This is a genomic window from Plesiomonas sp. PI-19, assembly GCF_021368255.1.
Taxonomy (GTDB): Bacteria; Pseudomonadota; Gammaproteobacteria; order Enterobacterales; family CAMTGL01; genus Plesiomonas; species Plesiomonas shigelloides.
This window is the reverse complement of sequence record NZ_JAJNMQ010000001.1, coordinates 779,979-806,966: the sequence shown is the minus strand read 5'-3', so window position 1 is coordinate 806,966 and position 26,988 is coordinate 779,979. Positions and strand designations below refer to the sequence as shown.

21 protein-coding genes and 1 other RNA gene are annotated in these 26,988 nt (G+C 49.9%); 9 read left to right on the top strand and 13 right to left on the bottom strand.

Translation table 11 applies throughout. The features are described from left to right. Positions 1–2: 2 nt before the first annotated feature. A complete protein-coding gene (locus LQ901_RS03715; protein ID WP_152108369.1) occupies positions 3–359 on the bottom strand; it encodes a DUF454 family protein in 357 nt (118 codons plus the stop codon). Positions 360–1,085: 726 nt separating this feature from the next. Then, positions 1,086–2,171 carry a porin gene (locus LQ901_RS03710; RefSeq protein WP_152136354.1) on the bottom strand — a complete coding sequence of 362 codons (1,086 nt, stop codon included), beginning with the start codon at positions 2,169–2,171 and terminating at the stop codon, positions 1,086–1,088. A 563-nt stretch (positions 2,172–2,734) separates the two neighbouring features. On the opposite strand from LQ901_RS03710, the gene dinG reads away from it, so the two are divergent. From dinG to rsmS, 4 genes are all read left to right on the top strand, one after another. After that, entirely contained in the window at positions 2,735–4,795 is a 2,061-nt protein-coding gene (gene dinG, locus LQ901_RS03705; RefSeq protein ID WP_233671976.1) for an ATP-dependent DNA helicase DinG, read from the top strand. Between the two features lie 95 nt (positions 4,796–4,890). Further along, complete coding sequence (gene priC / locus LQ901_RS03700; protein ID WP_084976946.1) at positions 4,891–5,430, top strand: primosomal replication protein PriC; 540 nt, start codon at positions 4,891–4,893, stop codon at positions 5,428–5,430. A 297-nt stretch (positions 5,431–5,727) separates the two neighbouring features. After that, positions 5,728–5,976 carry a GlsB/YeaQ/YmgE family stress response membrane protein gene (locus LQ901_RS03695; protein WP_010864102.1) on the top strand — a complete coding sequence of 83 codons (249 nt, stop codon included), beginning with the start codon at positions 5,728–5,730 and terminating at the stop codon, positions 5,974–5,976. Between the two features lie 43 nt (positions 5,977–6,019). Continuing rightward, entirely contained in the window at positions 6,020–6,184 is a 165-nt protein-coding gene (gene rsmS, locus LQ901_RS03690; RefSeq protein ID WP_010864103.1) for a pleiotropic regulatory protein RsmS, read from the top strand. A gap of 134 nt (positions 6,185–6,318) precedes the next feature. Here rsmS and mscK read toward each other — a convergent pair whose 3' ends face one another. Continuing rightward, positions 6,319–9,738 (bottom strand): mechanosensitive channel MscK, encoded by a 3,420-nt coding sequence (gene mscK / locus LQ901_RS03685; protein WP_152136356.1) that lies wholly within the window; start codon positions 9,736–9,738, stop codon positions 6,319–6,321. Positions 9,739–10,140: 402 nt separating this feature from the next. Here mscK and LQ901_RS03680 point away from each other — a divergent pair, with 402 nt between their 5' ends. The 3 genes from LQ901_RS03680 to amt all read left to right on the top strand — a co-directional run bounded on the left by LQ901_RS03680 (position 10,141) and on the right by amt (position 14,039). Then, entirely contained in the window at positions 10,141–11,667 is a 1,527-nt protein-coding gene (locus LQ901_RS03680; RefSeq protein WP_152136357.1) for an amino acid permease, read from the top strand. Between the two features lie 610 nt (positions 11,668–12,277). Beyond that, positions 12,278–12,616: a P-II family nitrogen regulator gene (gene glnK / locus LQ901_RS03675; protein ID WP_010864106.1), complete on the top strand. Its 339-nt coding sequence runs from the start codon at positions 12,278–12,280 to the stop codon at positions 12,614–12,616. Between the two features lie 25 nt (positions 12,617–12,641). Next, on the top strand, positions 12,642–14,039 hold the full coding sequence (gene amt / locus LQ901_RS03670; RefSeq protein WP_370586012.1) for an ammonium transporter: 1,398 nt from the start codon (positions 12,642–12,644) through the stop codon (positions 14,037–14,039). A gap of 221 nt (positions 14,040–14,260) precedes the next feature. On the opposite strand, the gene LQ901_RS03665 is transcribed toward amt, so the two are convergent. The 10 genes from LQ901_RS03665 to LQ901_RS03620 form a co-directional block, all read right to left on the bottom strand. Then, a complete protein-coding gene (locus tag LQ901_RS03665; protein ID WP_064978003.1) occupies positions 14,261–14,584 on the bottom strand; it encodes a hypothetical protein in 324 nt (107 codons plus the stop codon). Positions 14,585–14,806: 222 nt separating this feature from the next. Then, positions 14,807–15,763, bottom strand: coding sequence for a LysR substrate-binding domain-containing protein (locus tag LQ901_RS03660; RefSeq protein WP_064978004.1), 957 nt, complete (start codon positions 15,761–15,763; stop codon positions 14,807–14,809). Next, on the bottom strand, positions 15,760–16,884 hold the full coding sequence (locus tag LQ901_RS03655; protein ID WP_039045633.1) for a sulfate/molybdate ABC transporter ATP-binding protein: 1,125 nt from the start codon (positions 16,882–16,884) through the stop codon (positions 15,760–15,762). The genes LQ901_RS03660 and LQ901_RS03655 overlap by 4 nt, the downstream gene beginning before the upstream one ends. Next, a complete protein-coding gene (gene cysW / locus LQ901_RS03650) occupies positions 16,884–17,729 on the bottom strand; it encodes a sulfate ABC transporter permease subunit CysW (protein ID WP_064978005.1) in 846 nt (281 codons plus the stop codon). The genes LQ901_RS03655 and cysW overlap by 1 nt, the downstream gene beginning before the upstream one ends. After that, the gene (cysT, locus tag LQ901_RS03645) at positions 17,726–18,565 is read right to left on the bottom strand and encodes a sulfate ABC transporter permease subunit CysT (protein WP_010864112.1); all 840 of its coding nucleotides are present in this window, start codon (positions 18,563–18,565) and stop codon (positions 17,726–17,728) included. Before cysT ends, cysW begins: the two co-directional genes overlap by 4 nt. Before the next feature lie 301 nt (positions 18,566–18,866). Then, positions 18,867–19,856: a sulfate ABC transporter substrate-binding protein gene (locus tag LQ901_RS03640; RefSeq protein ID WP_370586011.1), complete on the bottom strand. Its 990-nt coding sequence runs from the start codon at positions 19,854–19,856 to the stop codon at positions 18,867–18,869. A 138-nt stretch (positions 19,857–19,994) separates the two neighbouring features. Further along, positions 19,995–20,498 (bottom strand): murein L,D-transpeptidase family protein, encoded by a 504-nt coding sequence (locus LQ901_RS03635; RefSeq protein WP_010864114.1) that lies wholly within the window; start codon positions 20,496–20,498, stop codon positions 19,995–19,997. Positions 20,499–20,868: 370 nt separating this feature from the next. After that, complete coding sequence (locus LQ901_RS03630; RefSeq protein WP_233671975.1) at positions 20,869–22,440, bottom strand: autotransporter domain-containing protein; 1,572 nt, start codon at positions 22,438–22,440, stop codon at positions 20,869–20,871. Positions 22,441–22,942: 502 nt separating this feature from the next. Beyond that, positions 22,943–23,039, bottom strand: an RNA gene (ffs, locus tag LQ901_RS03625) — signal recognition particle sRNA small type. Positions 23,040–23,127: 88 nt separating this feature from the next. After that, the gene (locus tag LQ901_RS03620) at positions 23,128–23,862 is read right to left on the bottom strand and encodes a hypothetical protein (RefSeq protein WP_039045629.1); all 735 of its coding nucleotides are present in this window, start codon (positions 23,860–23,862) and stop codon (positions 23,128–23,130) included. Between the two features lie 339 nt (positions 23,863–24,201). Between LQ901_RS03620 and tesB the strand changes: the two genes are divergently transcribed. Further along, on the top strand, positions 24,202–25,071 hold the full coding sequence (tesB, locus tag LQ901_RS03615) for an acyl-CoA thioesterase II (protein ID WP_010864117.1): 870 nt from the start codon (positions 24,202–24,204) through the stop codon (positions 25,069–25,071). Between the two features lie 157 nt (positions 25,072–25,228). Next, complete coding sequence (locus tag LQ901_RS03610) at positions 25,229–26,881, top strand: FAD-dependent oxidoreductase (RefSeq protein WP_064978008.1); 1,653 nt, start codon at positions 25,229–25,231, stop codon at positions 26,879–26,881. The last annotated feature ends 107 nt before the right edge of the window (positions 26,882–26,988 follow it).

The following is a 26,988-nucleotide window of genomic DNA, read 5'->3' as shown; positions in this document are numbered from 1 at the left end:
AGCTAGTCTTCAACCGGAATACGGCGAAACATCAGCAACAACACCAACATCATGACAAACAGCGCCACTTTCAACCACCAGAATGTCACCAGCGAAATACTGACCGCAAAACTAACGATAATAAACAAGGTCGCCCGGTGTTTCGCCTTACGTGGAATACTGCGCCGTGCATGCCACTGCTGCAATAAAGCCGCAAACGGCGAGCGGTACATCAACCATTCATGCCAACGCGGGGATGAACGTGCAAAACAAAAACACGCTAACAATAAAAACGGTGTTGTCGGCAACAGAGGCAGCACCACGCCCAACGCCCCTAACACTATTGCCAGCCAGCCAACAATCAAATACACCCAGCGCACAGGCTCTCCTGTGTGGTCAATACACGCACAATGCCCTCACACCGCATCGCCAGACGTCTATGCCAGCACCTTCATCCATGCCAACCAAGCGGGCAGCATAGTGGCTAAGAACAGCAGCAAAAAGACCACGACATACAATGCATTGAGTGGATCTTTAAATTCGGAACCCATACACCTGCCCTCTCTGACCTTGATTGGTTTATCCGGTGAACGTTGCTAAATGAGTGACTAAATCAAGTGATAGCCAATATCACGCGTTCTGCGCGCTTTTGGGAATAGAACAGCCAATAGAACAATCACGTGCAAACATGGATGGCTCACCCTATCCACAAGAGCACGTTAGTATTCTCTATAAGCATAAGCCGAATCGGCTCGGTACGCGTGCCTTAGCTGCGTGATATTGCAACGCCATATTGCCGCACGTCTCTTGAAATGCTCGCCCTGATATGGCCACCTAGCAGAATCACACTGCTTCTGTCAGAGGATTGTACGGAGCCGCCACCGAATAACAACCGACAAAGCGTAAGGTTATTCGCACGCCACAGCGTAGATATTGAGGCCGTTTACCACCGGCAGAAAAGCATCAAAGGAAGAGATAGCGAGAAAACAGAAGTTCAACGCATTGAGCGTCGGAAAAGTGAGCAAAAGATGGGAAGATAAGCTCAGCAGCAGACATAAAAAAACCGGTGCAAGCACCGGTTTTTTACAGACAGGTATAACTTCAAATTAGAAGTATACGCGGAAGCCCAGACCGATACGGTCGTCGTTCTTGATCGCTGTAGTTGGCGCAGTGTACTTGTAGTCATCATGCGCATATTCCAGGAAAGTCACGACGTTCTTAGAGAACGCGTAGTCAGTACCAACTACGTATAGGTCATGACGGTCCCAATCATTGTAATCTTTGTAATCGCGGCTGTAGAAGCCAGCGTATACTTTGGTTTGCTCAATGATCTGGTACTTCACACCAACACCCAGCAGATTAGCTTTCGAGTTGTCGCCGTTGTTGTAAGTAGAATCGTTCCAATCCAGCTTAGCCTGACCGTAGTCCAGACCGATGGCGAAATCACCGATTTCGTACTGAGCACCGATACCCCAGATATCAGCATCAACAGCGTTATAAGTACCTTTAATATCATTAACTGTACCAAAACCACCGTTCGACTTACCGTGGCCGTAACCCGCGTTGAAAGTCAGACCGAAATCAGAGGTGTAGAACGCTGCCAAAGTGTACGCGTTATCTACATCAGTAACATTGTCACCAGTTTTCATGGTGTAAGAACCAGCAGCTTTGAAGCCGTTGAATTCGGCAGACTCAACTTTCACAGAGTTGGAAGTACGAGCCAGGAAAGTGTTCTTTTGACCAAATGGACCACGGTCTGCATTATTCTGCATCTTACCGAAATCCATTACACCACCGTAAGTCCAGGTGTAGTCTGATACCGCTACGTCATCGAATGGAGCAGTGATACGACCAGCAGTCAGGGTACCTACGCCATCCAGAGACAGACCGGCATAAGCCAGACGGTTTTTGATGGTAGACTTGGAGTTGGTTTCAGGCATCTGGGTGTCATAACCCATTTCGATGTAGCCCAGGCCGCTCAGACCGTTGCCCAGATCGTGGTTGATGCCCAGACCGATACGGGAGCTGTCATCACTCAGATCTGCATCACGACGTGCGCCATCTTCAGCCAGCAGACGGATAGAACCTTTCAGGTCAATCTTGGTGCCGTCGTTGTTGTATACGGTTGCTGCGTTAGTTACGCCTGCAGCCAGCAGAGCTGGAACTGCCAGAGCCAGAATTGTCTTTTTCATATTATTTAGTCCACTGCCTTTTCTTTGGTTAATTTTTATATCTCAGCGCGGTATTTTTACCGTCACCGGATGATCCCTGTCACAAGCTCCAAGGCTGAGCATGCAACACCATTCTTTGGTTCGCGAGCAATGCTGACAGAAAGGATTTTTCCTGTCAAACCCCTGCAGAAAAATCGAAAAATCGTTTTAAATTCATTTAGATAATCCAAATCCCCTGCATTAAAAGCCCTGTTGGCGTCATACAAAAATCAAATTTTTTGAAGTTCGTCAGGAACTTTTAATGCAGAACATTATTCGTATTATCATTATTTTTCATATCCCATATAGGATATTATATCGAGTAATTCATTTACAATAATTTACTCTCACTATTTATTCACTAAATGAACACATTTTCAGGGCTTTTATTGCACCCATTGAATGAGTCGTGACGAACTTCACATATCCATTCAAAAGTCAAACTTGGCTCGGGAAAACGCCACCCGATGCAGCCTCTCTCATTTCATACACGTGATACGGCTCACTTTTGCTAAACTAGCGGCTCAATGACGGAGTACCTGTGCATGCTAAGCCCTGATACCAAAGCTACTATTCGTAATGTTTATCGCGCCTTATCTAGCGCGATGCCCGGCTTTAAACCGCGCCAAGGGCAGCTACAACTGATCGCTGAAATTGCCAAAACGCTGGCCGGCGAACATGCCCCTAAACCACGAATTTTGGTCGCCGAAGCGGCTACCGGTATTGGTAAATCGCTGTCTTACTTGGTCGCGGCTATTCCCTACGCGCAAGCCAATAATAAAAAATTGGTGATCTCAACCGCTACAGTTGCGCTACAAGAACAGCTGGTTAACAAGGACTTACCGTTTTATGCTACGTACAGTAAGTTACCGTTTCATTACACATTGGCAAAAGGTCGGACGCGTTACTGCTGCGCACACAAGCTCGCCAACAGCAGCCAAGCCGAGTCTCAACTCGCAATGTGGGAAACGCCACCGCAGCCTGAAGAGGTGAAAAAACTGCAAGCGATGCATGATGCGTTGCAAGATGGCAGTTGGAACGGCGATCGCGATAGCTGGCCTGAACCGGTAGCAGACAGTTTGTGGCAACAAATAGCCTCGGAGCGCCATCATTGCAACATGTCACTGGCAGCGCACCGTCAATGCCCGTTTCAGCGCGCACGCGCCGATCTCCTTACCCACGATGTGATCGTGGCAAACCACAGTCTACTGATGGCTGATTTGGATCTGGGCGGCGGCGCAATTTTGCCTGAACCAGAAGATACCCTGTATGTCATTGATGAAGCACATCATTTATCTGATGTGGCGCGTGAGTTTTTTGCTGTACAGCTCCCACTGCGCCAAAGTGCGCTATGGGCTGAGCGGCTCAATCAGCAAAGCAGTAAATTACTCAGCATTCTAACCACTGGCCGAGCTCAAGAGCTGGTGAATCGACTGCGGCAAAGTCTGACCGACATGATCCCCGCATTACGTCAGCTTATGCAAATCATTGAGCATTCAGAGCAGCAATTTAGTGCAGATAACATTTGGCGCTTTCCTTTAGGAGAAGTACCGGAAGGATTTCGGCCGCTATTTGACGAACTCAAACTCTCTAGCCGCAAAGCAAATCAGACGCTCGGAATTTTACTCGATCAAGCCACAGAGCTGGTGCGCAATGACGCATCACAAAATGCCCGTGTAGAGCCGATATTGGCCGAGTTTTCGCCTTATCTAGAGCGGATGAATATGCTGGAGCGCTGTTGGACGGCCATGAATAAAGAAGAGCATCCTTCAGCCGCACCTTTTGCCCGTTGGCTAGCACGTGATACCGAAAATCATGACATTTTGGTGGCCGCCTCTCCGCTAGAAATTGGTGGCAAGTTAGACGGCTTATTATGGAGCCGCTGCGCGGGGGCCGTACTGTGCTCGGCGACCCTGCGTGCATTAGGAAAATTTGACTATTTTTGTCGTCAGGCCGGATTGGGTAATGCCCACGATGTGGTGCATTTGGCGCTGGCATCACCGTTTGACTACCCTAATCGTAGTCAGTTACTGATCCCCAATATCACCACCGATCCTGCGGATGAAAACTTCACCAACATGCTGATTGAGACGCTGCCTGATTACCTTAATGGGCAATCGGCCAGTCTGATTTTGTTCGCGTCATATTGGCAAATGAATCAAGTGGCCGCCGGTTTGCGTGACAAAGGTTTGAGCTTGCTGGTTCAAGGTGAAGCATCCCGTGATGCACTATTAACCTTACATAAAATGCAGTGTGATGGCGGCAAACCCAGTATTTTACTCGGCACGGGCAGTTTCTCCGAAGGTCTGGATTTACCCGGCCATTATCTGACGAACCTGATTATCACTAAGCTGCCGTTTGCTGTGCCCACATCACCACTGGAGCAGGCTTATGCCGAGTACATCACGCATAAAGGCGGCAATCCGTTTTTGCAAATCACCGTGCCAGAAGCCAGCCGCAAGCTGGTACAATCGGTCGGGCGCCTGATCCGCACCGAAGAGGATAGCGGACGGGTGATCCTGCTCGACCGGCGGGTTATCACGCGCCGCTACGGTAAAGCCCTGCTCGATGCCTTACCACCATTAAAGCGCGTAGTAGAATATTAATAGTGGAATATTACATGCGGTGGTCGCTGTGTTGCAGAGGCTACCATCCTACGGCTTCTTTATTATGCTGACCTGAATGCGAAGAGAGTGACGGTATGTCGTTAACAGCCCGCCTGAAAAATGCGTTATCCGAGCTTGAAAAGGCCGCCATCGAAGCCGATCGCTTGCAAACAGAGCGTCCACGTTTTGCACCAGCGCTATTTAAATGCCACAGCCCACGTCTGACCGATTGTGTGCGTGAGCTGGAGCAGAATTTAAATCAGCTGGAACAGCTGCACTCTGCGCAACAAGCAGGATTTTTAGCTGAAACCATCACAGCACAGTTCTCGGCATTACAACGGGAGCTGTCGACGCAATCACTGCGTAAAAAAGAAGTCGCAGCGGCTAAACGAACCAATACCGGCAAACATATTGATCTGTATGATGAGTTTGCACGTCATCAAGATTATGAACGCCGGCTCAATGACATGATCCGAGTACGGGAAGCCAAATTAGGTAGCTGCGTGACCTTGCAACAACAGCAAACGCTGCAGCAGGAGATTGCAGCGTATGAAGGTCGTCTATTTCGCTGCCGACAAGCATTGAAAAAAATCGAATTACGCATTCAACGCCGCGAAGAAAAACTGATGCCTTAACCTGACAGGCGCCTCACATTTATTCATCAGCAACTATACTTACAGCCTATAGCCTAAGGCTATTTCCTTTGCCATTGGCGCTTGCGAGATCAACGCATTACGCCGATCTACAGCATCGATGGCATAGCCTATCGATTTGTATACCCAAACAACGTGAAGTTGCAGGTAGGCGGCAAGTGAGTGAATCCTCATGAGCATAGGCAAACTATGTGACTGGGGTGAACGAGCGTAGCCAACACCGCTACAGCTTCAAGTAGGAAGGGTATAGTGACTTAATTTGTGGTTGCGAGGTTCATCATGGGCATCATTTCGTGGATTATTCTCGGCTTGATCGTCGGTATTCTGGCCAAATGGATTATGCCAGGGAAAGATGAAGGTGGTTTTATCATTACCGTGGTTTTGGGTATCATCGGCGCGCTGGTCGGTGGCTATCTGAGCCAAATTCTCGGCATCGCCACCATGACCGGATTTAATATCAAGAGCCTGATATTCTCCGTGATAGGTGCGCTGTTAGTACTGTTTATCTACCGCAAAGTTAAAGGTTAATTTTGGCCGGCAAGCTCCGATTGCCAGCCGACAGGGAGCAACAATGAGTCTGGAAAACGCACCGGAAGAGATCCAACTGGCAGTTGATCTGATTTATCTGCTGGAAACCAATGAGGTCGATCCCAAAACCGCACTGGCCGCACTGGAGTTTGTGAAAAAAGATTTGCTGGCCAAACTGGCCGTCACACCAGCGACATCAACGGTTTAATCATCCAACACTGAGTGATAGCGGTATCTGACAATCGGTATCAACAAAAACGGCCAGCATGATGATTGCTGGCCGTTTTACATTTAGCATTTAACCGTATATCTCTATGCGCACTTTATACGCCGAGAGACGCTTTAGAGTGCCGCTGAATCCTGACTTCCATCGACCTTTTTCGCAGGGTTGCCTTGAGGCAAACACTCTGTGGTGGAATGGAATTTCACCTCTTCTTGAGCCGGTGAGTTCAAGTTCTTCACGTAAATATCCATCTGATTGAAGGCAATCTCGATGTTATTTTCACGGAACAACTGATCAATACGGCGGTTCAACTCGTCAACCGCAAAGCTGCGATCGCGCAGTTCACGTACATACACCCGCAATTCATGATCCAATGTGCTGGCGCCGAAGGTCAGGAAGAAGACCATTGGCTCAGGCTCATTCATCACCCGTGGATTTTCACGTGCCGCTTGCAGCAGCAACTTGCGCGTCAACTCCAAATCTGAACCATACGCGACCCCAACACGCACAATCACGCGCGTAATGGTATCGGTCAGAGACCAGTTTTGCAGACGCTCAACCACGAAGTTTTTGTTCGGGATAATCACTTCTTTACGATCAAAGTCCGTCACCGTGGTCGCACGAATACGAATTTTGCTTACTGTACCGGAGAAGTTACCGATGGTAATGGTGTCACCAATACGGATCGGACGCTCAAACAGCAAAATCAGACCGGCCACGAAGTTCGCAAAAATCTCCTGCAAACCGAAACCCAGACCAACCGACAGACCGGTTGCAATCCACTGCAGCTTATCCCACGACATACCAATCGCGGACAGCGACAGCATCACCCCAAGGCCAGTGATGACATACGACAGCATGGTCGTAATGGCGTAAGACGCGCCCTGCCCCAATTGCAATTTGGACAGCACCAGCACTTCTAGCAAGCCCGGTAAGTTTCGGGTCAAGACGTAGGCCACCACCGCAAACACTATCGCAATCAGCACATCACGCAATGTGATCGACACTGCCACGCCATTCGCGTCAACGCCGTTATGCCACAAGGTCACGCTGTCGAGGTAGGAAATCACGGTCACCAAATCGGACCATAACCAGTAAAACGCGCCGAGGAAAACCAAGAACAGCGCCATGTTAGACAAACGTAATGACTGCTGGTTAATTTGCTCCAGCGCCATTGGCTGTTCATCAATGATTTCGCCGCCTTCCGCATTTTCATGCACTTTTTGCTGACGACGCGCCATCGCACGGCGATAGGCCAAACGGCGAGCCGCAACGGCCAAACCACGTAGCGCAGTTTCGTGTACCACCCACCACAACATGACCAGATAGAAGCTATCGATCAGCTTGGCGGTCAGTTTCAGCGCGGTGTAGTAGTAACCCAACGCAACCAAGGCAATCAGCGCTACTGGCGCCAGCATGATGGCGAACATCACCAACAAGCGCAGCAGGCTATTTCCATTTTCATCAATGCGCGAACGGGAGATTGGATAGATCAGGAACACCATTACGATCAGCATCGAGATAGTGATCACCTGCCCAATCGCATCGTCGGCCAGCGTTGACGGATCCAATTCACCAATGGTGGAAACCAAAATCAACGGCACCACAGCCATCGCGATATAATGCAATGAACGGCGGAAGTGATTGATTTCCGACTCATGCCGATTGAAGTGTGTCTCGGCAATTCCACCCGGCTTTAAAATCCGCGCCAACATCCCAAAGGCCAGATAGGCCAGGGCAAAACGCAACGTCAGGTGCCAGATAATCTGCGGACTGGCCAGATTACTGTAGATAAACAGCATGCCGATGCTAAGAACAATCAGCGTGCCAGGGATCTCTTGCAGCAGCGTCAACAACAAGGCTTTTGGCGTGTGCAGCTGAGTATCGCGCCGTAACTGGCCGATGTCAGACTCCAACCCTTGCAGATGTTTGACGATGTCTTTACGTCGCCAAATGATCAAGCCCGCCATGATCAACATCGGGATCACGATAAACAACAGCGGTAGCTGTTGGCTTATCCATTTACCCACATGCACATCATCAATAATGCCCTGCGCCTGATAGAACATGGCCGCCGGCAGACCCCATATCCAGGCCCAATCCAGTGGCTTATTACTGGTTACCCAGAAAATTTGCTGTTGCAGGGTGTTTTGCAGGCTACTGTTCACGCGAATCAGCTGTTGCTGATTAAGCTGTAAGTTAATCGCCAGATTCAGCTGATTACCCAGTTGCTTATTCAGTTGGTCCAGAAGCTCTTTACGCGCATCCAGCACCATCATCAGATCTTTGCGGATCACTTCGTTAGCGTTGGCATCACCGTTTTGCTGCAGCAACTGATCAACATAGGTTTTCGGTTGATACAGCTCATCACGCTGGCGGTTAACCTCGAACTGTTGCAAACGCAAATCTGCAATTTTCTCTTCCAGGTTTTTCGCCAATGCGGCATCTGGCAGCATTTGGCGCTGCTGGTACAAAATACGGGATAACAACAAGCTGCCTTTCAGAACCGAAATTTGCTCGTTGAGGTTGCGCTCAGTCTGAGTCACGTTATCCAGCCAGTTTTTAACCTTGATGTTCTCTTGCACCATGGTATTAACTTGCTGGGTTGCGCTGATTAGGTTCTGGCTCAGTTGCTGGTTTTTGTCTTGCTCTTTTACCACCAGCGGATTAAGCGCTTTAGCGGAGGCATTGTCAGTCACACCGGCATCCGCCACAGTCTGCTCAGATTGCGTCAGGCGATTGCTGTTAATCTGCTGCTGTAACAACTGCACCAGAGCTTCATACTGGTTGAGCTTTTCTGTAAAGATATCCCGCTGTTTTTGCGCGATATCTTGCAACGTAGTGTTGGTATCCAGCTCTTTTTGTCGACGCTCCAACTGAACGTTCAACAACGCCATTTCAGTATTCAGCAGCAGTTTGCGGCTGCTCGACAGCTGTTCTTGATCGGCAGATACGCCATTGAGGATGTTACGAATATCCTGAATTCGCTGGTAGGCCTTACTCATGGCCGCCTGCGCCCGCTCTGGCAGCGTCTGCATAGAGATCAGCTGGCTATTGACCGCCGACAGCTGCTCTTGGTCACGCTGGGTATCGCTCAAGGTACTGGTGAGCTTTTTCTCTAATTGAGACAAGCTCATGCGCTCAAGCTGCTTTTGCTGCTCTTCTTTATCCATGCCACTGCGCAATGCGGTCAGCTCAGACATCAGTTGTTTAATCTGTGCCGGCGCTTTGTCGTATTGGGTTTGGATATCACGGATCTTTTCTTTTTCTTTGTCTATTTTGTCCAAAAATGACAAAACCTGCTCATACTCCGTTTTCTGAGCAGTTTGCGCTGGCGTCAGCTTTTCCTTTTTAGACAAAGCGTCTAGTTTGGTCTGGACTTCAGACTCCTTGGGTAACTCAAATGCCACTGATGCAGTGACTGATGCAGCAACGCTGCCAGCACTCCACAGCAGCGCAAATAGCATAATCATGATCCCAGCGCCATAGTGTAGCGCACGGGTATCCGATAGAGAAAAAGGGCGGAGATTCAAGGTCATAGCCTCTTCAGAACACCATCAACACAAACAAAGAATGACTACGTAGAATACCAGAACTCATCGGACATCCGGTAATCATTTTGTGTCACCGTGACCGCTATGTTATGGCAACAAAACCGCCGCGAAATCAAAACACGATGTAAACTTAAAGGCAGTATTAGGCATGGTAATGCAGTGCGAATTTAGCCCCACACTCGAAATATCCAGTTACGTTTTTAAGCGTTAAGCAATAATGTTAAAAATCAAAAAGATGAGACATTTTATCACACAAAAATATCCTGTCTTTATGGGGATCTATTCAATTACGATAATTAACACTTGTGTTGGGCATCACAAATTCGTTTTATATGCGTCTTTAAAGAGCCACAAGCTACAACGTTTTAAGAGGAGTGCTAACAAGCCATGCACGACGTCAACACTACAAAAGAAGAACCTGGGACCGGTCTAAAGCGTGATCTAAAAGCACGTCACCTGACCATGATTGCTATTGGTGGTGCAATTGGTACCGGGTTATTCGTTGCCTCGGGGGCCACGGTTGCGCAAGCCGGTCCCGGTGGTGCGTTAGTTGCTTATGCCGTAATCGGCATGATGGTTTTCTTTGTAATGACGAGTCTGGGTGAGATGGCGGCGTTTATGCCCGTCTCCGGCTCTTTTTCGACGTACGGCACTGAGTTTGTTTCTCCGGCCATGGGTTTCGCGCTCGGTTGGAACTATTGGTACAACTGGGCAGTGACCATTGCGGTTGAGTTAACAGCATCTTCGATAGTGATGGCGTATTGGTTTCCATCGGTCCCCGGCACGGTCTGGAGTGGGATCTTTTTGGCCATCATATTCTTCCTGAACTTCTTCTCCGTAAAAGGATTCGGTGAAGGTGAATATTGGTTCTCGATGGTAAAAGTGGCTACGGTCATTATCTTTATTATCGTGGGTCTGCTGATGATTTTCGGTATTCTGACTGACCGTGGCGCCGATGCCGGTTGGGCGACCTTCACCATGGGCGATGCCCCGTTTGCCGGTGGTCTACCTGCGATTATCGGTGTTGCGATGATTGCCGGTTTCTCCTTCCAAGGCACCGAGTTAGTTGGGGTTGCCGCCGGTGAATCTGATAATCCAGGCCGCAATATTCCTCGCGCCATCAAACAAATCTTCTGGCGGATCTTGCTGTTCTATGTGCTGGCCATTTTCCTGATTGGTTGTTTGATCCCGTATACCAGCCCAAGCCTGCTGCAAAATAACGTGCAAGATGTGGGCATGAGTCCATTTACTCTGGTATTCCAAAATGCAGGTTTAGCGTTCGCAGCAAGCGTGATGAACGCTGTGATTCTGACTGCTATTCTGTCCGCCGGTAACTCGGGGATGTATGCCTCCACCCGTATGCTGTACAACATGGCTCTGAGCGGTATGGCACCGAAAGTCTTCGGCAAACTGACGCCGAACGGTGTACCACGTAATGCGCTTTATGCCACAACGGTGGTCGCGGGTCTGTGCTTTTTCAGCTCCATGTTCGGTAACCAAACAGTCTACTTGTGGCTGCTGAATATTTCCGGCATGAGTGGTTTTATCGCTTGGCTGGGGATCTCAATTTGCCACTACCGTTTCCGTAAAGGTTTTCTGGCCCAAGGCCATTCGTTGGATGAACTGCCGTACAAAGCAAAATGGTTCCCATTTGGTCCGATTTTCGCTTTTGCCTTGTGCTTGTTCGTCACCTTAGGCCAAGACTACCAAGCCTTCAGCGCGACGCATGTCGACGTACAAAGCTTGGCCGCCACTTATATCGGGATCCCGCTGTTTGTGCTGGTATGGCTGATTTATCGGATTAAGAACAAGAGCCGCTTGGTACGCTATGAAGATATGCGCTTCCCAGGTGTACGTGCGGTGCAGCCACAAAGTGAGCAACCACACTCTGTGGATAGCAGTGCGACCAAATAAGTATACGTGTTGCTCTTGCTAAGCTAACGATAAAGGCCGCTCATGCGGCCTTTATGTTTTCCTCTCATCCATCTTTATATTGCTCTATTTTTGTTCTCTTTAATGATTCAACGTTTGATCAGCTCTCAACGATGAATTTCACCAACAGATAAGAGATATGTACACGCGCTTGTAAAAGGTAGGCGCAATAGCGGGCTACCTGTATAGATGGTGCAATGTGTTGTATGTCTGCACCAAAAAGGTGCATAGGCATGGTCATCAGCACTGCTCTCACTCACGCAAACTTCATTTATCCAGCCAGTTCAGCCCTCGCCCACCGAAACACAGATAAAATCAGCCCGCCATTCAGCTCAACATAATGTCTACGTAGTTCAAAATGGGCTACACCATGATGTTCGCGTGAGTTGTGTTATGGCGATATTTACCACACATTTGCTGGCATGACAGAGCAAGAATATCTGCTACCCCATCTTTTATCCGTTTAACTGCCTTTGCATCTGAACAGGTCACCACTCATAAATAAAACATATTTAACACCGCGTTCATCTTTGGCATACATTGTGCGTATATCACCGTAGTCAGGTCATCCTGTTAACAAGAAGGGAACAGCATGAAACTTATTACTGTGATCATCAAACCGTTCAAATTAGAGGATGTCCGTGAGGCTCTTTCTGCATTAGGAGTTCAAGGGCTAACTATCACTGAAGTTAAGGGATTTGGTCGTCAGAAAGGCCATACCGAGTTGTACCGTGGCACCGAGTATGTGGTGAATTTTCTGCCAAAGGCAAAAATTGAAATCGCCATCTCCGATGACCAGCTGGATGCGGTGCTGGATGCCATTCAAAAATCGGCCTATACCGGAAAAATTGGTGACGGCAAAATTTTTGTCTGCGAATTACAACAGGTGATCCGGATCCGTACCGGTGAAACTGACGACGCTGCACTTTAAGTGCGCTGTTAAGGAGAAAAAGATGATGACGCTCTCTACACGCATGCTCACAGCGACCGCCGGTCTCACCGGCTTGCTCACCCTACCGGCCGCCATGGCCGAAACTGCCGCGCCAGTGATTAATAAGGCCGATGATGTTTGGTTGTTAGTCGCCAGTGCGATGGTGATTCTGATGTCACTGCCCGGTTTGGCCCTGTTTTACGGTGGGCTGGTGCGCTCTAAAAATATGTTATCGGTACTGGCACAAGTATTTACCGTGTTTGCTGCGATCACCGTACTGTGGATTGTGTACGGTTACTCGATTGCCTTTACCGAAGGCAATGGCTTTTTCGGCTCGTTCAATAAGGTGCTACTTAAAGGGGTCACGCCAGATTCGTTGGCGGCAACCTTCAGCAAAGGCGTCGCCGTACATGAACTGCTGTATGTGGTATTCCAAGGCGCATTTGCCGCAATCACCTGCGGTCTGATTGTCGGTGCGTTTGCCGAGCGCATGAAATTTGCCGCGGTACTGCTGTTTTGCGTGGTCTGGTTCACCCTCTCTTATCTGCCGATGGCGCACATGGTTTGGTACTGGGCGGGTCCTGATGCCTATACCAGCGCAGAAGCGGCGACAGCTGCAACCGCAACGGCCGGTTATCTGTTCCGTCATGGCGCGCTGGATTTTGCCGGAGGCACGGTCGTACATATCAACGCCGCAGTGGCTGGATTAGTGGGCGCTTACATGGTCGGACGGCGCGTAGGTTTCGGGCGTGAAGCCATGAAGCCACACAGTTTGACGATGACCATGATTGGAGCCTCTTTACTGTGGTTTGGCTGGTTTGGTTTCAACGCCGGTTCAGCACTGGAAATGAATGGCACCGCAACCTTGGCCTTTGTGAACACATGGGGTGCAACCGCCGCGGCTACTCTGTCATGGCTGTTTGCTGAGTGGATATTAAAGGGCAAACCCTCTTTACTGGGCGCAGCGTCAGGCGCAGTTTCTGGTCTGGTCGCAATTACACCGGCCTGCGGATTCGTCGGTGTCGGTGGTGGGCTGATTATCGGTTTGCTGGCTGGTATTGCCGGTTACTGGGGTGTCCATGCGCTCAAACGCTGGCTGAGTGTGGACGATGCGCTGGATGTGTTCGGCGTGCACGGTGTTTGCGGTATTCTGGGCGCTATTTTAACGGGCGTGTTTGCAGATCCTGCACTTGGCGGAACCGGTGTGTGGGATTATGTCACTAATAGCGTTGCCCCATATGCAATGTGGGAGCAGGTGAAAATCCAAGCACTGGGTGTTGGCATCACTATCTTATGGTCTGGCGTAGTGGCTCTGATTTGCTACAAACTGGTCGACTTGGTGGTAGGCCTGCGCGTGGCAGAAGAAGACGAACGCATTGGGCTTGATGTCACTACCCATGGCGAGAATGCTTATAACCAGTGATTTAACCGGTCATGGAGGGCGTAAGATTGTATGTAAGTGGTGACTTACCAGCGACGCGCTTTCAGTTACCTTACATGATGTTTCATTAAGCGAAATCTATGCTTCGCTCTACCTGCAGAGATGCCCTATCCGGCATCTCTGCTCTATTTTGCAGCTCAGACTCTATCTACTATTCCACTGGTACGCATATCACTCGCGCACACTGCCATTGCAGGTAACCGCTAGTCGCAGAGCGAAGTTGATGCTAACTCACGCACAAATTCGCGTTTGATGGTGGTCGGAGTAATGTAGAACACGGTCACGGTATCACCGCTTTGGATGTAGGCAGCACGAAAGTTGACCTTATCGACCACCACTTTATATTCCTGAATGGTCAGCTGGTGTCTTTTCAAATCGTAAGCCGGTTTTATTTTATGCGGACGATGCAAAATGATCTCCGGTAATACCGTGTGCACATTGTGTTTTACGGCCGCTTCGTACTGCGCATATTTTCTGAAAAAACGCTGCAGGTACTTATTGTCTTCCAACTCGATAGTTAACATCATCGGCACTTATGCTCGTATTTACACTCATCATTGACTCTATAAGCAGTATACGCCGCCGGAGTGCACTCTTAGACTCTGTGAATTGTTATAAATGATAAGTGATGATGTGCGGATTTATCTGGGCCACGCAGGCGTTCACGGTCTCGCTGCCGTAGCACAAGCTTACGGCAGCGGTGAGGTTATGAGGTTTTAAGCGTTGAATATTTCGTCTTAAATGACGGGTTAAATATCAAACTGCAAAACGTGCTCGTCTTGCGGCTCTTTCCAGATAGCTTCTTTGATATCGCTGATACTTAACGACGGATTACAAATCTGCATAAAGCGCAGCACATAAGCGCGCTGATACTGCGCGCGGCGTACCGCTAACCATGCGGTATTTGGGGTGAACAGGTGGCTGGCATTGAGCTGCACCAGATCGATATCCTTACGTGGGTCAAAGGCCATCGAGGCCATAATCCCAACCCCCATATCCAGCTCGACATAGGTTTTGATGACATCGGCATCTTGCGCACTGAGCACCACATCGGCGGTTACGCCAGCTTGGGCAAATGCCGCATCAATACGGGAACGCCCCGTTAGACCGGGGTAATAGGTGATCAACGGATACGCTGCCAGCACTTCGTGAGTCAGTACCGGCTCATGCACCAGAGGATGGTTTTTCGGCACCACCACTGAGTGATACCAGCGATAATATTCAAAGCACACCAAATCAGGATGCTCATTAACCCGTTCACTGGCGATGCCAATATCCACTTCACCGCTTAGCAATAATGAGACTATCTCATCAGGACTAGCTTGATTGACGCCCAACTGCACTTTCGGAAACAGCGGACGAAACTCTTTAATCACCCCAGGTAATGAAAAACGGGCTTGCGTGTGCGTAGTGGCGACACGCAGATAACCGCTATCGGTAGCTGAATACGACGAAGCCAGACGCCGGATATTTCCGGCATCAGTCAACATTCGCTCGACAATCACCAACAACTCTTTACCCGGATCAGTCATGCCGAGCAGCCGTTTACCGCGCCGGATAAAAATCTCGATCCCCAGCTCTTCCTCAAGATCCTTGATATGACGGCTAACACCAGACTGCGAGGTAAACAACGAATTGGCCACCTCGGTCAGATTGTAATTACGACGGGCCGCCTCGCGGATGATCCTGAGTTGCTGGAAATTCATGCGGCTTTTTCTCCCTGTGTGCCAGCGGCAGAACGGCTCACATCCTGAGCGTTACTGTCCGGATAAATATGTACTCGCTGCGGGCATAAACGCACCCGACTCCCCGAGGCCAAACCGAGGCGGCTGAGCTGATCGCGATTCATCTCGACCTCAATCACCGCCTGACGGCTGTCTGTTACCTCAGTGATAAATTCCACCCGAGTCACAGCGCCCAAACGCAACAAACGACTGACGCGCGCCGGAGTGCCTACGTTAACATCTGCCGGTAAAACTTCAATATCATGTGGCCGGACAAACGCCACTGCCTGTGAGCCAAACGCATAATCAAGCGCACTGCTAGCAGGCAAAACATGACCATCAAAGTGGATCTGCTGGCCCTGAATTTGCGCCGGTAGCAGATTGACCGTACCGAGGAATTGATGCACAAACGGTGTAGCCGGTGTTTCATACACCTCTTCCGGTGAGCCAATCTGCTCCACCTGCCCTTTATTCATCACCACGATGCGGTCAGCCACTTCCAACGCTTCTTCCTGATCATGAGTCACAAACAAACTGGTGACATGCAATTCATCATGCAGTTGACGCAACCAGCGGCGTAATTCTTTGCGCACCTGCGCATCCAATGCACCAAACGGCTCATCCAGCAACAAAACCTGCGGCTCAACCGCCAAGGTACGTGCCAGTGCCACACGCTGACGTTGCCCGCCCGATAATTCATTCGGATAACGCCCCGCCAAATGGCCCAAGTGCACCAGTTCTAACAGAGTATTCACTTTGCGCCGAATCGTTGCTTCATCAGGACGCAATTTACGCGGCTTAACGCGCAAACCAAACGCCACGTTTTCAAACACCGACATATGACGGAACAGCGCATAGTGCTGAAAAACGAACCCCACTTGGCGATCACGAGCTGTCAACGCCGACACATCCTGCCCATTGAGCAGAATCTGGCCGCTATCTTCTTGCTCTAAGCCAGCAATAATGCGCAATAACGTGGTTTTCCCACACCCAGATGGCCCCAGTAACGCGGCCAATTCACCGGATGGAAAGGTCAGGTTGATATCATGCAACGTAGCAAAACCATTAAACGCTTTTTGAATATGTCTGACTTCAACGCTCATCATTGCGCTCCTTTGAGCAACTGGGCTTTTTGCCGCTCACGCAGCCGATCAATCACGGTTTCTACTGCCAACGTAATCAGGCCAAATCCGGCCAACAAGCTGGCCACCGCAAAGGCAGCGGAGAATTGGTATTCGTTGTATAAAATTTCGATATGCAATGGCATGGTATTGGTCATGCCGCGAATATGGCCAGAAACCACAGACACCGCGCCAAACTCACCCACCGCACGGGCCGTACAGAGCAACACGCCGTACAGTAAACTCCAGCGGATCCCCGGTAAGGTAACGCGCCAAAACATCACCCAACCGTTGGCACCCAACATGATGGACGCTTCTTCTTCGTCCACGCCTTGTGATTGCAGTAACGGCAGCACTTCACGCGCCACAAAAGGCACCGTAATAAAGGTGGTCGCCAGTACGATCCCTGGGGTGGAGAAGATAATTTTCCAATCCATATATTCCAACCAGGAACCAAACCAGCCTTGACTGCCAAACAGCATCACAAACATCAAGCCAGCCACTACCGGCGAGACTGAAAAAGGCAGATCAATCAACGTCAGCAGTGCTTGTCGACCCGGAAAACTAAAACGCGCAATCGCCCATGCCGCCGCCACCCCAAACACAATATTCAGCGGTACCGACAGTAACGTCACCGAAAGCGTTAATAGCAAAGCAGATATCGCATCGCTGTCACTTAACGCGGCCCAATAATTACCCAGCCCTTTGCTCAGCGCCGAGACAAAAATGGTTACCAGCGGGATCACCAAGATCAACGTAAACCAGAGTAATGCGATGCCGATAAGAGCATAACGCACCCACGGTGATTCAGATTGGCGCGCACTCATAAACGATCCTCCTTGATCCCTTTACGGCTCCATGCGTGCAGTTGATTGATCAGCAGCAGTAGGATGAACGACACACCGAGCATCACTACGGCGATGGCACTGGCCCCTGCATAGTCATATTCTTCCAGATGGCTCATGATCATCAGCGGGGCGATTTCCGATACCATCGGGATATTCCCTGCAATAAAAATCACCGAGCCGTATTCGCCAATGGCGCGGGCAAACGCCAAGGTAAAACCGGTAATAATGGCCGGTAACAAGGCTGGGAAGATCACGCGGATAAATGTTTGAGCGCGGGTAGCCCCTAAGCAAGAAGCCGCTTCCTCTAACATGGCTTCATGCTCGCGCAGCACCGGCTGTAAGGTGCGCACCACAAAGGGCAGCCCGATAAAAATCAGTGCAATCACTATGCCGGTTGGGTTAAAGGTCAATTTCACCCCATGCGGCTCCAGCAGATGACCAATCACACCATTGCCCGCAAATACCGCGGTCAATGCAATGCCAGATACCGCCGTTGGCATCGCAAACGGTAAATCCACTAAGGCATCCACCAGCTTCTTGCCGGGAAATTCATAACGCACCAACACCCACGCCAATAAAACCCCAAACAGGGTATTGAGGGTGGCGGCAATAAATGCAGCGCTAAAACTGAGTCGATAGGAAGCCAGTACGCGCGGTTCGGTTACTACCGCCCAGAATTCGCTCAATGACAGGTGTGTAAAGCTATAGATCACCAACGCTGACAGCGGTAACAGCACTATCAGCCCCAGATACAACAAGGTAAAACCCAGTGTGGGCCCCATCCCTGGAATTACGGTAAATGAACGAACGGCCATCAAACTCTCCCGCGCTATGCTGCCACACCCTGTGGCCCCTGCTCCTGTCACGCTACTATCGCGCGCGGCTTATCGGGGGAGAAATAAGGAAAATATCTTTCTTTTCCCTGTTTTCAGCTAAAGGCGGGAATCGCCATAAAAAACGGCGCGTTATCGCGCCGTGGAATGAGATATAACGATTTGGTTGTTCAAACACTGGCTGACGTAATGCTACTTACGCCAGCAATGTATACCTATCGTGTATGCCTGACAGAGAACCTTGCGTTTGTTAGTTGACCGAAAAGGAAGAAACGAACTGCCGTTAACCTCCCGGCGTATAAATTTGGTCAAAAACGCCGCCGCGTGCGAAATGCACTTTTTGCGCCTGCTCCCAATTGCCAAACAGGTCTCGCACCGTAAATAGATTAACGGTACCAAATTGGTTCGCGGTTTCTTTGGCAACTTGCGGATCAGTTGGGCGATAGTAATTTTTGGCCGCCACGCGCTGGGCTTCTGGCGAGTAGAGATAGGCTAAATACTCTTTTGCGACTGCCTCAGTCCCACGTTTTTGCGCCACTTTATCCACCACCGCCACCGGCGGCTCAGCCAACACCGAGACTGATGGCGTGACTATCTCAAAGCGATCACTGCCAAGCTCTTTGAGTACCAGATAGGCTTCGTTTTCCCACGTAATCAGCACATCGCCAATTCCGCGCTCCACAAACGTGGTGGTCGCGCCGCGCGCACCGGAGTCCAGTACTTTGACATTGCGATACAGCTGACTGACGAATTGCCGCGCCGCCTCTTGTGACTGGCCATTGTTCTTCAACGCATAACCCCATGCTGCCAGATAATTCCAGCGCGCTCCGCCGGAAGTTTTTGGATTGGGCGTGATCACTTCAACATCGTTTCGGATCAGATCATTCCAATCTTTAATCTGCTTAGGGTTATCTTTACGCACCAAAAAGACAATGGTGGAGTTGAACGGAGTGGCATGATGCGGATAAGCCTCGGCCCAGTTATCGGCCACCAAGCCGCGTTTAGCAATGGTGTCAATATCATAGGCCAACGCCAACGTGACGACATCGGCTTCCAAGCCGTCTAATACCGCGCGGGCTTGTTTGCCGGAACCGCCATGAGATTGTTTAACAGTCACCTCATCACCGTGCTGTTTTTTCCAATGCTGGGAAAATAACGCATTGTATTCGGTGAATAATTCACGGGTGGGATCGTATGAGGCATTCAGTAAGGTAATTTCAGCTGCCGACGCGGTATTCAATACCAGCCCGGCAGCCATCATCCATGACAGCACTCGTAATTTCATGTTGTTTGCTCCTGCGTGTTCCACTGACGAAGTAATACGTCATGTTGTAAACGGAGCACGCCGGAATAAAAAACAAGAAAAGGTGCTATGAATAGCTAAAAAACTGAAATAGCCGTGACCGCGCAATTACGGATAAATTTCGATTGGTGTACCCGGCTCAACCGAGCGCCATAATTCATCCATGTCATGGTTTAGCAGCGCGATACAACCGTTAGTCCAGTTAGAGCGCTGTACTTTGCTATTCAACACCGCATTCGGCTGACCATGAATCATCAGCATGCTGCCGGGGTGAACCCCCATTTGCTGCGCGCGGTTCATGTCTTCCACATTGGGATACGAGATATGAATAGCTCGATAATACTGTGAATCTTCCTTTTTATAATCAAGAAGATAACGACCTTCAGGGGTGCGGTTATCCCCTTTCATCAGTTTCGGTCCCACAGGGTTAGCCCCGAGAGCGATCCAAAAACTTTTGATCTCTTTGCCGTCCCGCATTAATGCCAGACGGTACTGCGATTTTTTTACCACTACCAGATCGGCTTTCGCCGGCTCCTGCGACAAACTGGCAGCGGCCGGGGCAGCAGATAACAAGCCAGCCACCGACAGGCACAACACAGACAACAAGCGCATTTTGACTCTTTACTCTCTAACGATTTAATAAGGCGAAACGTAAAATAGGGGATATTTTGTGCGTATCATAAAGAGCCGTATCAAACTTGCAATAGGCGTTTTATTGTCATGTTTTTATGTGATCATTAAATTGCGTGCTGTTTTATTTGCATAGATGCATATCCTGTTGAATTAAAATTACTTACCAGTATTTCTATCCAGCAAATACACAATGAGTCAGCATTTAACTCTATTTCCAGTTCGTTAACCCGATCAACTTTTAGTGTGCTTCCCTGTGTTATAGGCAGCGTTCCAAGCATTAACTGTAAACACATCAGCATTCATGGCTACAGCAAGCATAAATATTACGCTTCACGCGCGGGCTTACTGTTCAAAACGAATAAGCGATGAAAAGCGCGTAATCCCACGAATCCAACTGATTAACCCCCACACTTTGATAACCCACATTGAGATCAATTTGCCAGTTCTTGCCAGCCAAGGTTCTCACACCTCCCCGCACAAATCCTTGCGCATCAGGCTGTAAGTCACTGTTTTGATTTATCGTATTGTAATAAACACCAAGCTCGCCATACGGTACCAACAGATGCCCATCTGCGGTTTCCAATCGAGTGTTAATTTCCGTGCTTGCCTGCAATTGACCTGACTCGCTGCTTTGGCCTGCAACATATATGGCTAACGGTGTATTGCGTAAGTTGCCAGACAGTCGGTAGGATTTTCCTTGCTCATACAAGTAGGAAAATCCTAGTTTGGGTCGTAATGTAGTGTTTTCACTCAATGGATATTCACCGAGCACATTGACACCAGCACCATACTGAACCGGATTATTTTCCCCTGAAAGGGCCAGAAGTTTGTAGCGATGCTGTACTTCACCTACCGTGGCTTGGCCAAATACAGACCAGTGGTCTGACAGACGATAAGCCAGATAGGGGCCGGCCATGATATTCCGGCTATCACGGCTAATTTGCCCGGAAAAGCTCTCGTTTTTCTGGTCGCTGACCAATAACATCAATCCCAATGCCACATCGGGGGATATTTGTTTATCCGCCCCCAATGTGACCGTTTTCACTCGCTCATCAATTTCACTAAAACCGCGCTGATTCGAAGAATGTACGACTTGAAAATCAACCCACGAATTCCATTCGGTAGGCTCAAGCAAGTCACGTCCAGGCGTTAGTGGAGCCTGCGCTAACAGTGCATTGAGATTTTCACAACGCGATAGGGATTCGGCACTAAAGCCTCCCTTGCTATCTGGCTGTAACATGGGGCAGTACTGGAGCAAATCTGCTTTAGCCACCATATACGACTGCTCATTCACCTTAATCTCGATCGGTTGAATCGGCGTAGGCTTGTTCACAATCGGCAGTTCTGGCAGCTCAGGCAAGACGACATTGGGTAGCTCCGGGCGAGCCGGTAACACCACCACGGGTCGCTGTGGCAACTCAGGCCTAACCGCAACCGGTAACTCTGGTTTTCCTGGTCGAATGACTTCGGGCAAACTCGGCTTTTCTGGCCGAACAACTTCAGGACGCTCGGGTTTCACCGGAGGTCGCCATGTGGGCGGCAAGAGCGGATTTAATTGATTACGCGACTGCAAGAAGCAATCAAAAGAGCCATCGGCCTTCAACCGATCTAATTTATGCGTACCATTCACATCATCCCGTACAATGTCAGAAGCGCTGATGTGAATTGAAGCACTCTCCGTTTGCCATTGATCGATAGATGCCACTCCCGGCGCACTGAGGCGAAATGAGTCTGGGCGATTACTTAAAATAAGCCAATATGACTTGGAGCTATCGGCATTGCGCCCTAAATAATCTAACGCTGTCGATTCAAATCTATCCGGACAATCTGCAGCTTGAGATGGCTGAACAATACCTCCGGCGATAGTAACCAGAATAAGGTGATACCACGTTATAGCTGAATATTTAGCTCTGTGACTCATGGGAATGGCTCCCTATTATTCTATGAAATACATATAGTTATTTCACTAGTCACACAAACTGCTGATGCTGCCCCAAGTATTGCCACTTGAGTACATCAATCCTAACTAGTTACCCCTAAACATTTTCTTATTGCTTTTACACCAACGCCTAATCAAAAAACAAAGGATACCCACTCGAGTAAAGAACATGCGACGCGCTCTATCACAGCAATTATGAGAGGAAATTGAATAATTGCCATCTTAGGGGCAACGTCTAAAGCGCAAGATTATTTGCCGCAGGGAATGGCTCTATTGCTCTATCTTTATCAGGTAATAACAAAACAACCTCTGACAAGATTGTCTATTTATTGGAAGTGTTCATCGCTGCGGAAAAACAAAAAATAAGCGTGTATGGATAAAAACAAAAAACCAACAGCACCGACTCAGATAACTGTGGATTTGGACGATTTTTAACTGGAGAGTTTTGACAGGTAGGATTGGTAGGCGCTAAAACGGGTGGAGGCCCTACCAGCCACATCCCGGCACTCGAGTCCTATGCCTTGGCTGCTTCCTTCCGGACCTGACCAGGTCGACATAGTATCAATGCGGGAGGACCAATAGAGCCTCCATTGACAAACTTTCACCGTGTTGCCGTGAAAGCGCGGTGATTATCGGAGATGCGAGCAGAGAATGCAACCCCCTAGCGGTTTAGATGTTGTTTTCTTGCTCATTCTCCTCCAATAAAGATTCGCCCATCAACTCAACCAGTAATAAAACTAACCACATCATCAAGATGGGCAAAGAGATCTGCTCGACCGGATAAAGTGCCAGAACCGCAAACGGCAGGGTCGGCAGTAACCAACCTAAACGGTATAAATGCACCGCATAATGGCCTTTTTGTAGCATTTGTACCGCCGCGATAAGACCGATCAGCGACAACACCGCCAACGTCTGCATCGGCAGCCACAAACTAAATGGGATCGCGACCACCAGCAGCGCCATGAAATTACCGGCCGGCGCACGCCAACCGCGACAAATCAGCCACACCGCCGCCACGGCCAAAAATTGGCACAGCGTGACCCACGGTGAGCCAGGAATGCCACCGGCATTTTGCAACGCCATTATGGCACTCGGCATCGCCACCCAAGGGATAAACAGGCCAAATTTCAAGCTCAGTGGGGCATGGCGCGAAAATAATACAGCCAACATCGGATACGCCATCAAGGTAGCGGCGGTCAGACTAATCGGCTGCTCGGCCAAGGTGCCGGCAAATAAGGTGATCACCGCCACCAGCAACCCACCGCGCAGCCCGGCTTGCGGAAGCAACCAGACCACCAGCAAGATGGCTAACACAGGATTAAACTCAGTAACAGAATGCGTTCCGGCCATTACACAAATAACTGCCAGCGCTAACGCTACCAGTGACAGAATGATTCCGCGCATACTTCACCTCCCGTGTTAAATCCTCAGTACATCGTTCACCTTATCAGTTGATTCTTTTTACTTATGTTAATAAATGCGACTTTTGTCAAACTGCCTAGGCCGCATTCTTGCCCTAATCCTGAAATTGTGCGGTTAAACGACAACAGCCACGGCAAATTGGTCACATTTCGACAGATTCTGATAAAAAATGATGGCCTTTCGGCAGCCGATTGTTCGCTCATTGCATAGCGGTTTACCGGAGTGCGGCCGGTTGATGCTATCCTTTGCTCATCAAATCACATACCACAGCGCAGAGACAAAGAATGCTGTCTGTCTCGCAGTGTTATAAGAGGTAGAGCAATGAGTGATGTTTTAGCAGGGCTGCTTCAGCTGCTGAATCTGGAGAAAATTGAAGAAGGATTATTCCGCGGTCAGAGTCAGGATCTGGGGTTACGCCAAGTATTTGGTGGCCAAGTGATCGGACAAGCCCTGCACGCCGCCAAGCAAACTATTCCGGCCGAACGTTTGGTGCATTCGTTCCATAGTTACTTTTTGCTGCCCGGTGATAGCCATAAACCGATTGTTTACGACGTGGAAAATCTGCGCGATGGCCACAGCTTCAGCACTCGCCGTGTCAGCGCTATCCAAAATGGTCGCCCTATTTTCTATCTGACCGCCTCTTTCCAAACACAAGAAGAAGGCTTTGAGCATCAAGATGTGATGCCTGCCGTACCACAACCGGAAGAGTTGATGTCAGAGCTGGATATTGCGCGCAAGATGGCCCATCTACTACCGGCCAGCGTGCGCGATAAATTCTTGTGTGAACGCCCCATTGAAATGCGCCCCGTGAAATTCCACAACCCTCTGCAAGGCGATGTGGAAGAGCCGGTGCGTTATGTGTGGTTTAAAGCCAACGGGACAATGCCCGATGATCTGCGGGTACACCAATATCTGCTGGCTTACGCCTCTGACTTTAACTTCCTGCCGACAGCGCTACAGCCACACGGCAAAGGCTTTCTTGAAGCGGATATGCAAGTGGCTACGCTGGATCACTCAATGTGGTTCCATCGCCCATTTAGAATGGATGACTGGCTGCTGTACGCCGTGGAAAGCCCATCGGCATCCGGTGCCCGTGGGCTGGTTCGTGGCCGCTTCTTTACCCGCGACGGCAAATTGATCGCCACTACAGTTCAAGAAGGCTTAATTCGTCAACGGCCACAGAAATCCTGAAACCTGACGGGGTTTACCACTCTTTTTCCGCACGAATCATCAAAACCGGACCTTAGGTTCGGTTTTTTATTTTCACCTCGTTATCCTCATAAGTATTGTTATCGGCTTTATTTTAGATAATACTAATTTAAATAAACCTAAATTATGAGGGTAACCCATGACCAAGATTGTGATTGTCGGCGGTGTCGCCGGTGGCGCTTCCGCAGCAGCCAGAGCTCGCCGGGTCAGTGAGCAGGCGCAAATCATCATGCTCGAGCGTGGTGAATATATTTCGTTTGCCAACTGTGGGTTGCCTTACCATATCGGCGGCACCATCCCTGAGCGCCAATCGTTATTGCTGCAAACACCCGAAAGCTTCAAGCGCCGCTTCAATGTGGAAGTGCGCGTGCGCCATGAAGTGATGAGCATTGATCGTGAGGCGAAACAGTTAACTGTACGCAACCTGCAAACGGGCGAAACCTATCAAGAAAGCTACGATAAATTGTTGCTCAGCCCAGGCGCGTCGCCTATTCGTCCGCCGATTCCTGGCTTTAACAACCCTAAAGTGCTGACGCTACGCAATGTTCCGGATATGGACAAAATCATTGCCGCCCTCACCACGCTGTCACGTCAGCATGTGACCGTGGTTGGGGGAGGGTTTATCGGATTGGAAGTGGCCGAAGCGCTGCGTGAACGCCAGATCCCCGTGACACTGCTGGAGCTGGCACCGCAAGTGATGACCAGTCTGGACGAGGACATGGCCGGCTTTCTGCACCAAGATCTGGTCAACCACGGTATTGACCTGCGTCTGCGCACAGGTCTGAGCGCGGTAGAAGAGCAAGGCGATAGCCTGCTGCTGCAATTATCTGATGGGCAGCGTTTGGAAACCGGTCTGGTGATCGCCGCCATCGGTGTGTCACCGGATACCCAATTAGCCCGCCAAGCAGGGCTCGAGCTCGGCGCGCGTGGTGGTATTCAGGTCAGCGACACGATGCAGACTTCCGATCCGGATATTTATGCAGTGGGTGATGCGGTGGAAACCCGTCATCTAGTGACCGGCCAAGCCGGTTTGATCCCTCTGGCCGGTCCGGCCAACCGTCAAGGTCGCATGGCCGCCGACAATATGTTAGGGCACAGCGAGCAATATCGCGGCACCCAAGGCACGGCCATTTGCAAAATCTTTACCCTCGCCGCCGCCAGTACCGGTTTGAGCGAGAGACTGGCACGCAACAATGGCTTTAACATCGAAGCGGTGCATGTGCATACCGGCAGTCATGCCGGCTATTATCCCGGCGCACATCCAGTGAGCCTCAAGCTGATTTATGAAGTGCCAAGTGGACGCCTGTTGGGTGCACAGGCGGTGGGGCGTGATGGGATCGACAAGCGTATCGATGTGCTCGCCGTTGCCTTGCGCGCGGGTATGAGCGTGTATGATTTGCAGCATCTGGAGCTGACCTACGCACCACCGTTTGGCTCAGCCAAAGACGCCATCAACCAAGCAGCTTTTGTCGCTACCAACCAGCTCAAAGGCGATGTACCGGTTTGCCATCCTGCCGATATTCTCAACCCAACGGCCGAGCAGTTCCTGTTGGATGTGCGTAATCCGGCCGAGCTGACTAACATTGGGGCGATCCCAGGTGCGATGAATATTCCGGTTGATGATCTGCGCCAACGCCTGCATGAGCTGCCACAGGACAAAGAGATCTTGGTGATCTGCCAAAGTGGTTTGCGTGGCACCGTTGCTTGCCGCATCTTGCAACATCATGGCTTACGTTGCCGTAACTTAAGCGGTGGCTATATTCAATTTGCAGCCGCTACGCGCCGCTTTTAAGCCGTGTGAAACGTTAAACCACGTAAAGCGTTAAGCCGCGTGAAAAGTATGGTGCCAACCGCACCAGAGGTGCGCCTTACATCCCTTGCCAGTCAGCATAATCCACT

Excerpts from the sequence above, each read along its gene's own strand:
- LQ901_RS03620 (WP_039045629.1), bottom strand. The coding sequence starts at position 23,862 with ATGCGCGGAATCATTCTGTCACTGGTAGCGTTAGCGCTGGCAGTTATT.
- LQ901_RS03635 (WP_010864114.1), bottom strand. The coding sequence starts at position 20,498 with ATGCGCTTGTTGTCTGTGTTGTGCCTGTCGGTGGCTGGCTTGTTATCT.
- LQ901_RS03665 (WP_064978003.1), bottom strand. The coding sequence starts at position 14,584 with ATGATGTTAACTATCGAGTTGGAAGACAATAAGTACCTGCAGCGTTTT.
- LQ901_RS03610 (WP_064978008.1), top strand. The coding sequence starts at position 25,229 with ATGACCAAGATTGTGATTGTCGGCGGTGTCGCCGGTGGCGCTTCCGCA.
- LQ901_RS03630 (WP_233671975.1), bottom strand. The coding sequence starts at position 22,440 with ATGAGTCACAGAGCTAAATATTCAGCTATAACGTGGTATCACCTTATT.
- cysT (WP_010864112.1), bottom strand. The coding sequence starts at position 18,565 with ATGGCCGTTCGTTCATTTACCGTAATTCCAGGGATGGGGCCCACACTG.
- LQ901_RS03680 (WP_152136357.1), top strand. The coding sequence starts at position 10,141 with ATGCACGACGTCAACACTACAAAAGAAGAACCTGGGACCGGTCTAAAG.
- priC (WP_084976946.1), top strand. The coding sequence starts at position 4,891 with ATGTCGTTAACAGCCCGCCTGAAAAATGCGTTATCCGAGCTTGAAAAG.
- tesB (WP_010864117.1), top strand. The coding sequence starts at position 24,202 with ATGAGTGATGTTTTAGCAGGGCTGCTTCAGCTGCTGAATCTGGAGAAA.
- rsmS (WP_010864103.1), top strand. The coding sequence starts at position 6,020 with ATGAGTCTGGAAAACGCACCGGAAGAGATCCAACTGGCAGTTGATCTG.
- cysW (WP_064978005.1), bottom strand. The coding sequence starts at position 17,729 with ATGAGTGCGCGCCAATCTGAATCACCGTGGGTGCGTTATGCTCTTATC.
- LQ901_RS03655 (WP_039045633.1), bottom strand. The coding sequence starts at position 16,884 with ATGAGCGTTGAAGTCAGACATATTCAAAAAGCGTTTAATGGTTTTGCT.
- LQ901_RS03660 (WP_064978004.1), bottom strand. The coding sequence starts at position 15,763 with ATGAATTTCCAGCAACTCAGGATCATCCGCGAGGCGGCCCGTCGTAAT.
- mscK (WP_152136356.1), bottom strand. The coding sequence starts at position 9,738 with ATGACCTTGAATCTCCGCCCTTTTTCTCTATCGGATACCCGTGCGCTA.
- amt (WP_370586012.1), top strand. The coding sequence starts at position 12,642 with ATGACGCTCTCTACACGCATGCTCACAGCGACCGCCGGTCTCACCGGC.
- LQ901_RS03710 (WP_152136354.1), bottom strand. The coding sequence starts at position 2,171 with ATGAAAAAGACAATTCTGGCTCTGGCAGTTCCAGCTCTGCTGGCTGCA.
- LQ901_RS03695 (WP_010864102.1), top strand. The coding sequence starts at position 5,728 with ATGGGCATCATTTCGTGGATTATTCTCGGCTTGATCGTCGGTATTCTG.
- dinG (WP_233671976.1), top strand. The coding sequence starts at position 2,735 with ATGCTAAGCCCTGATACCAAAGCTACTATTCGTAATGTTTATCGCGCC.
- glnK (WP_010864106.1), top strand. The coding sequence starts at position 12,278 with ATGAAACTTATTACTGTGATCATCAAACCGTTCAAATTAGAGGATGTC.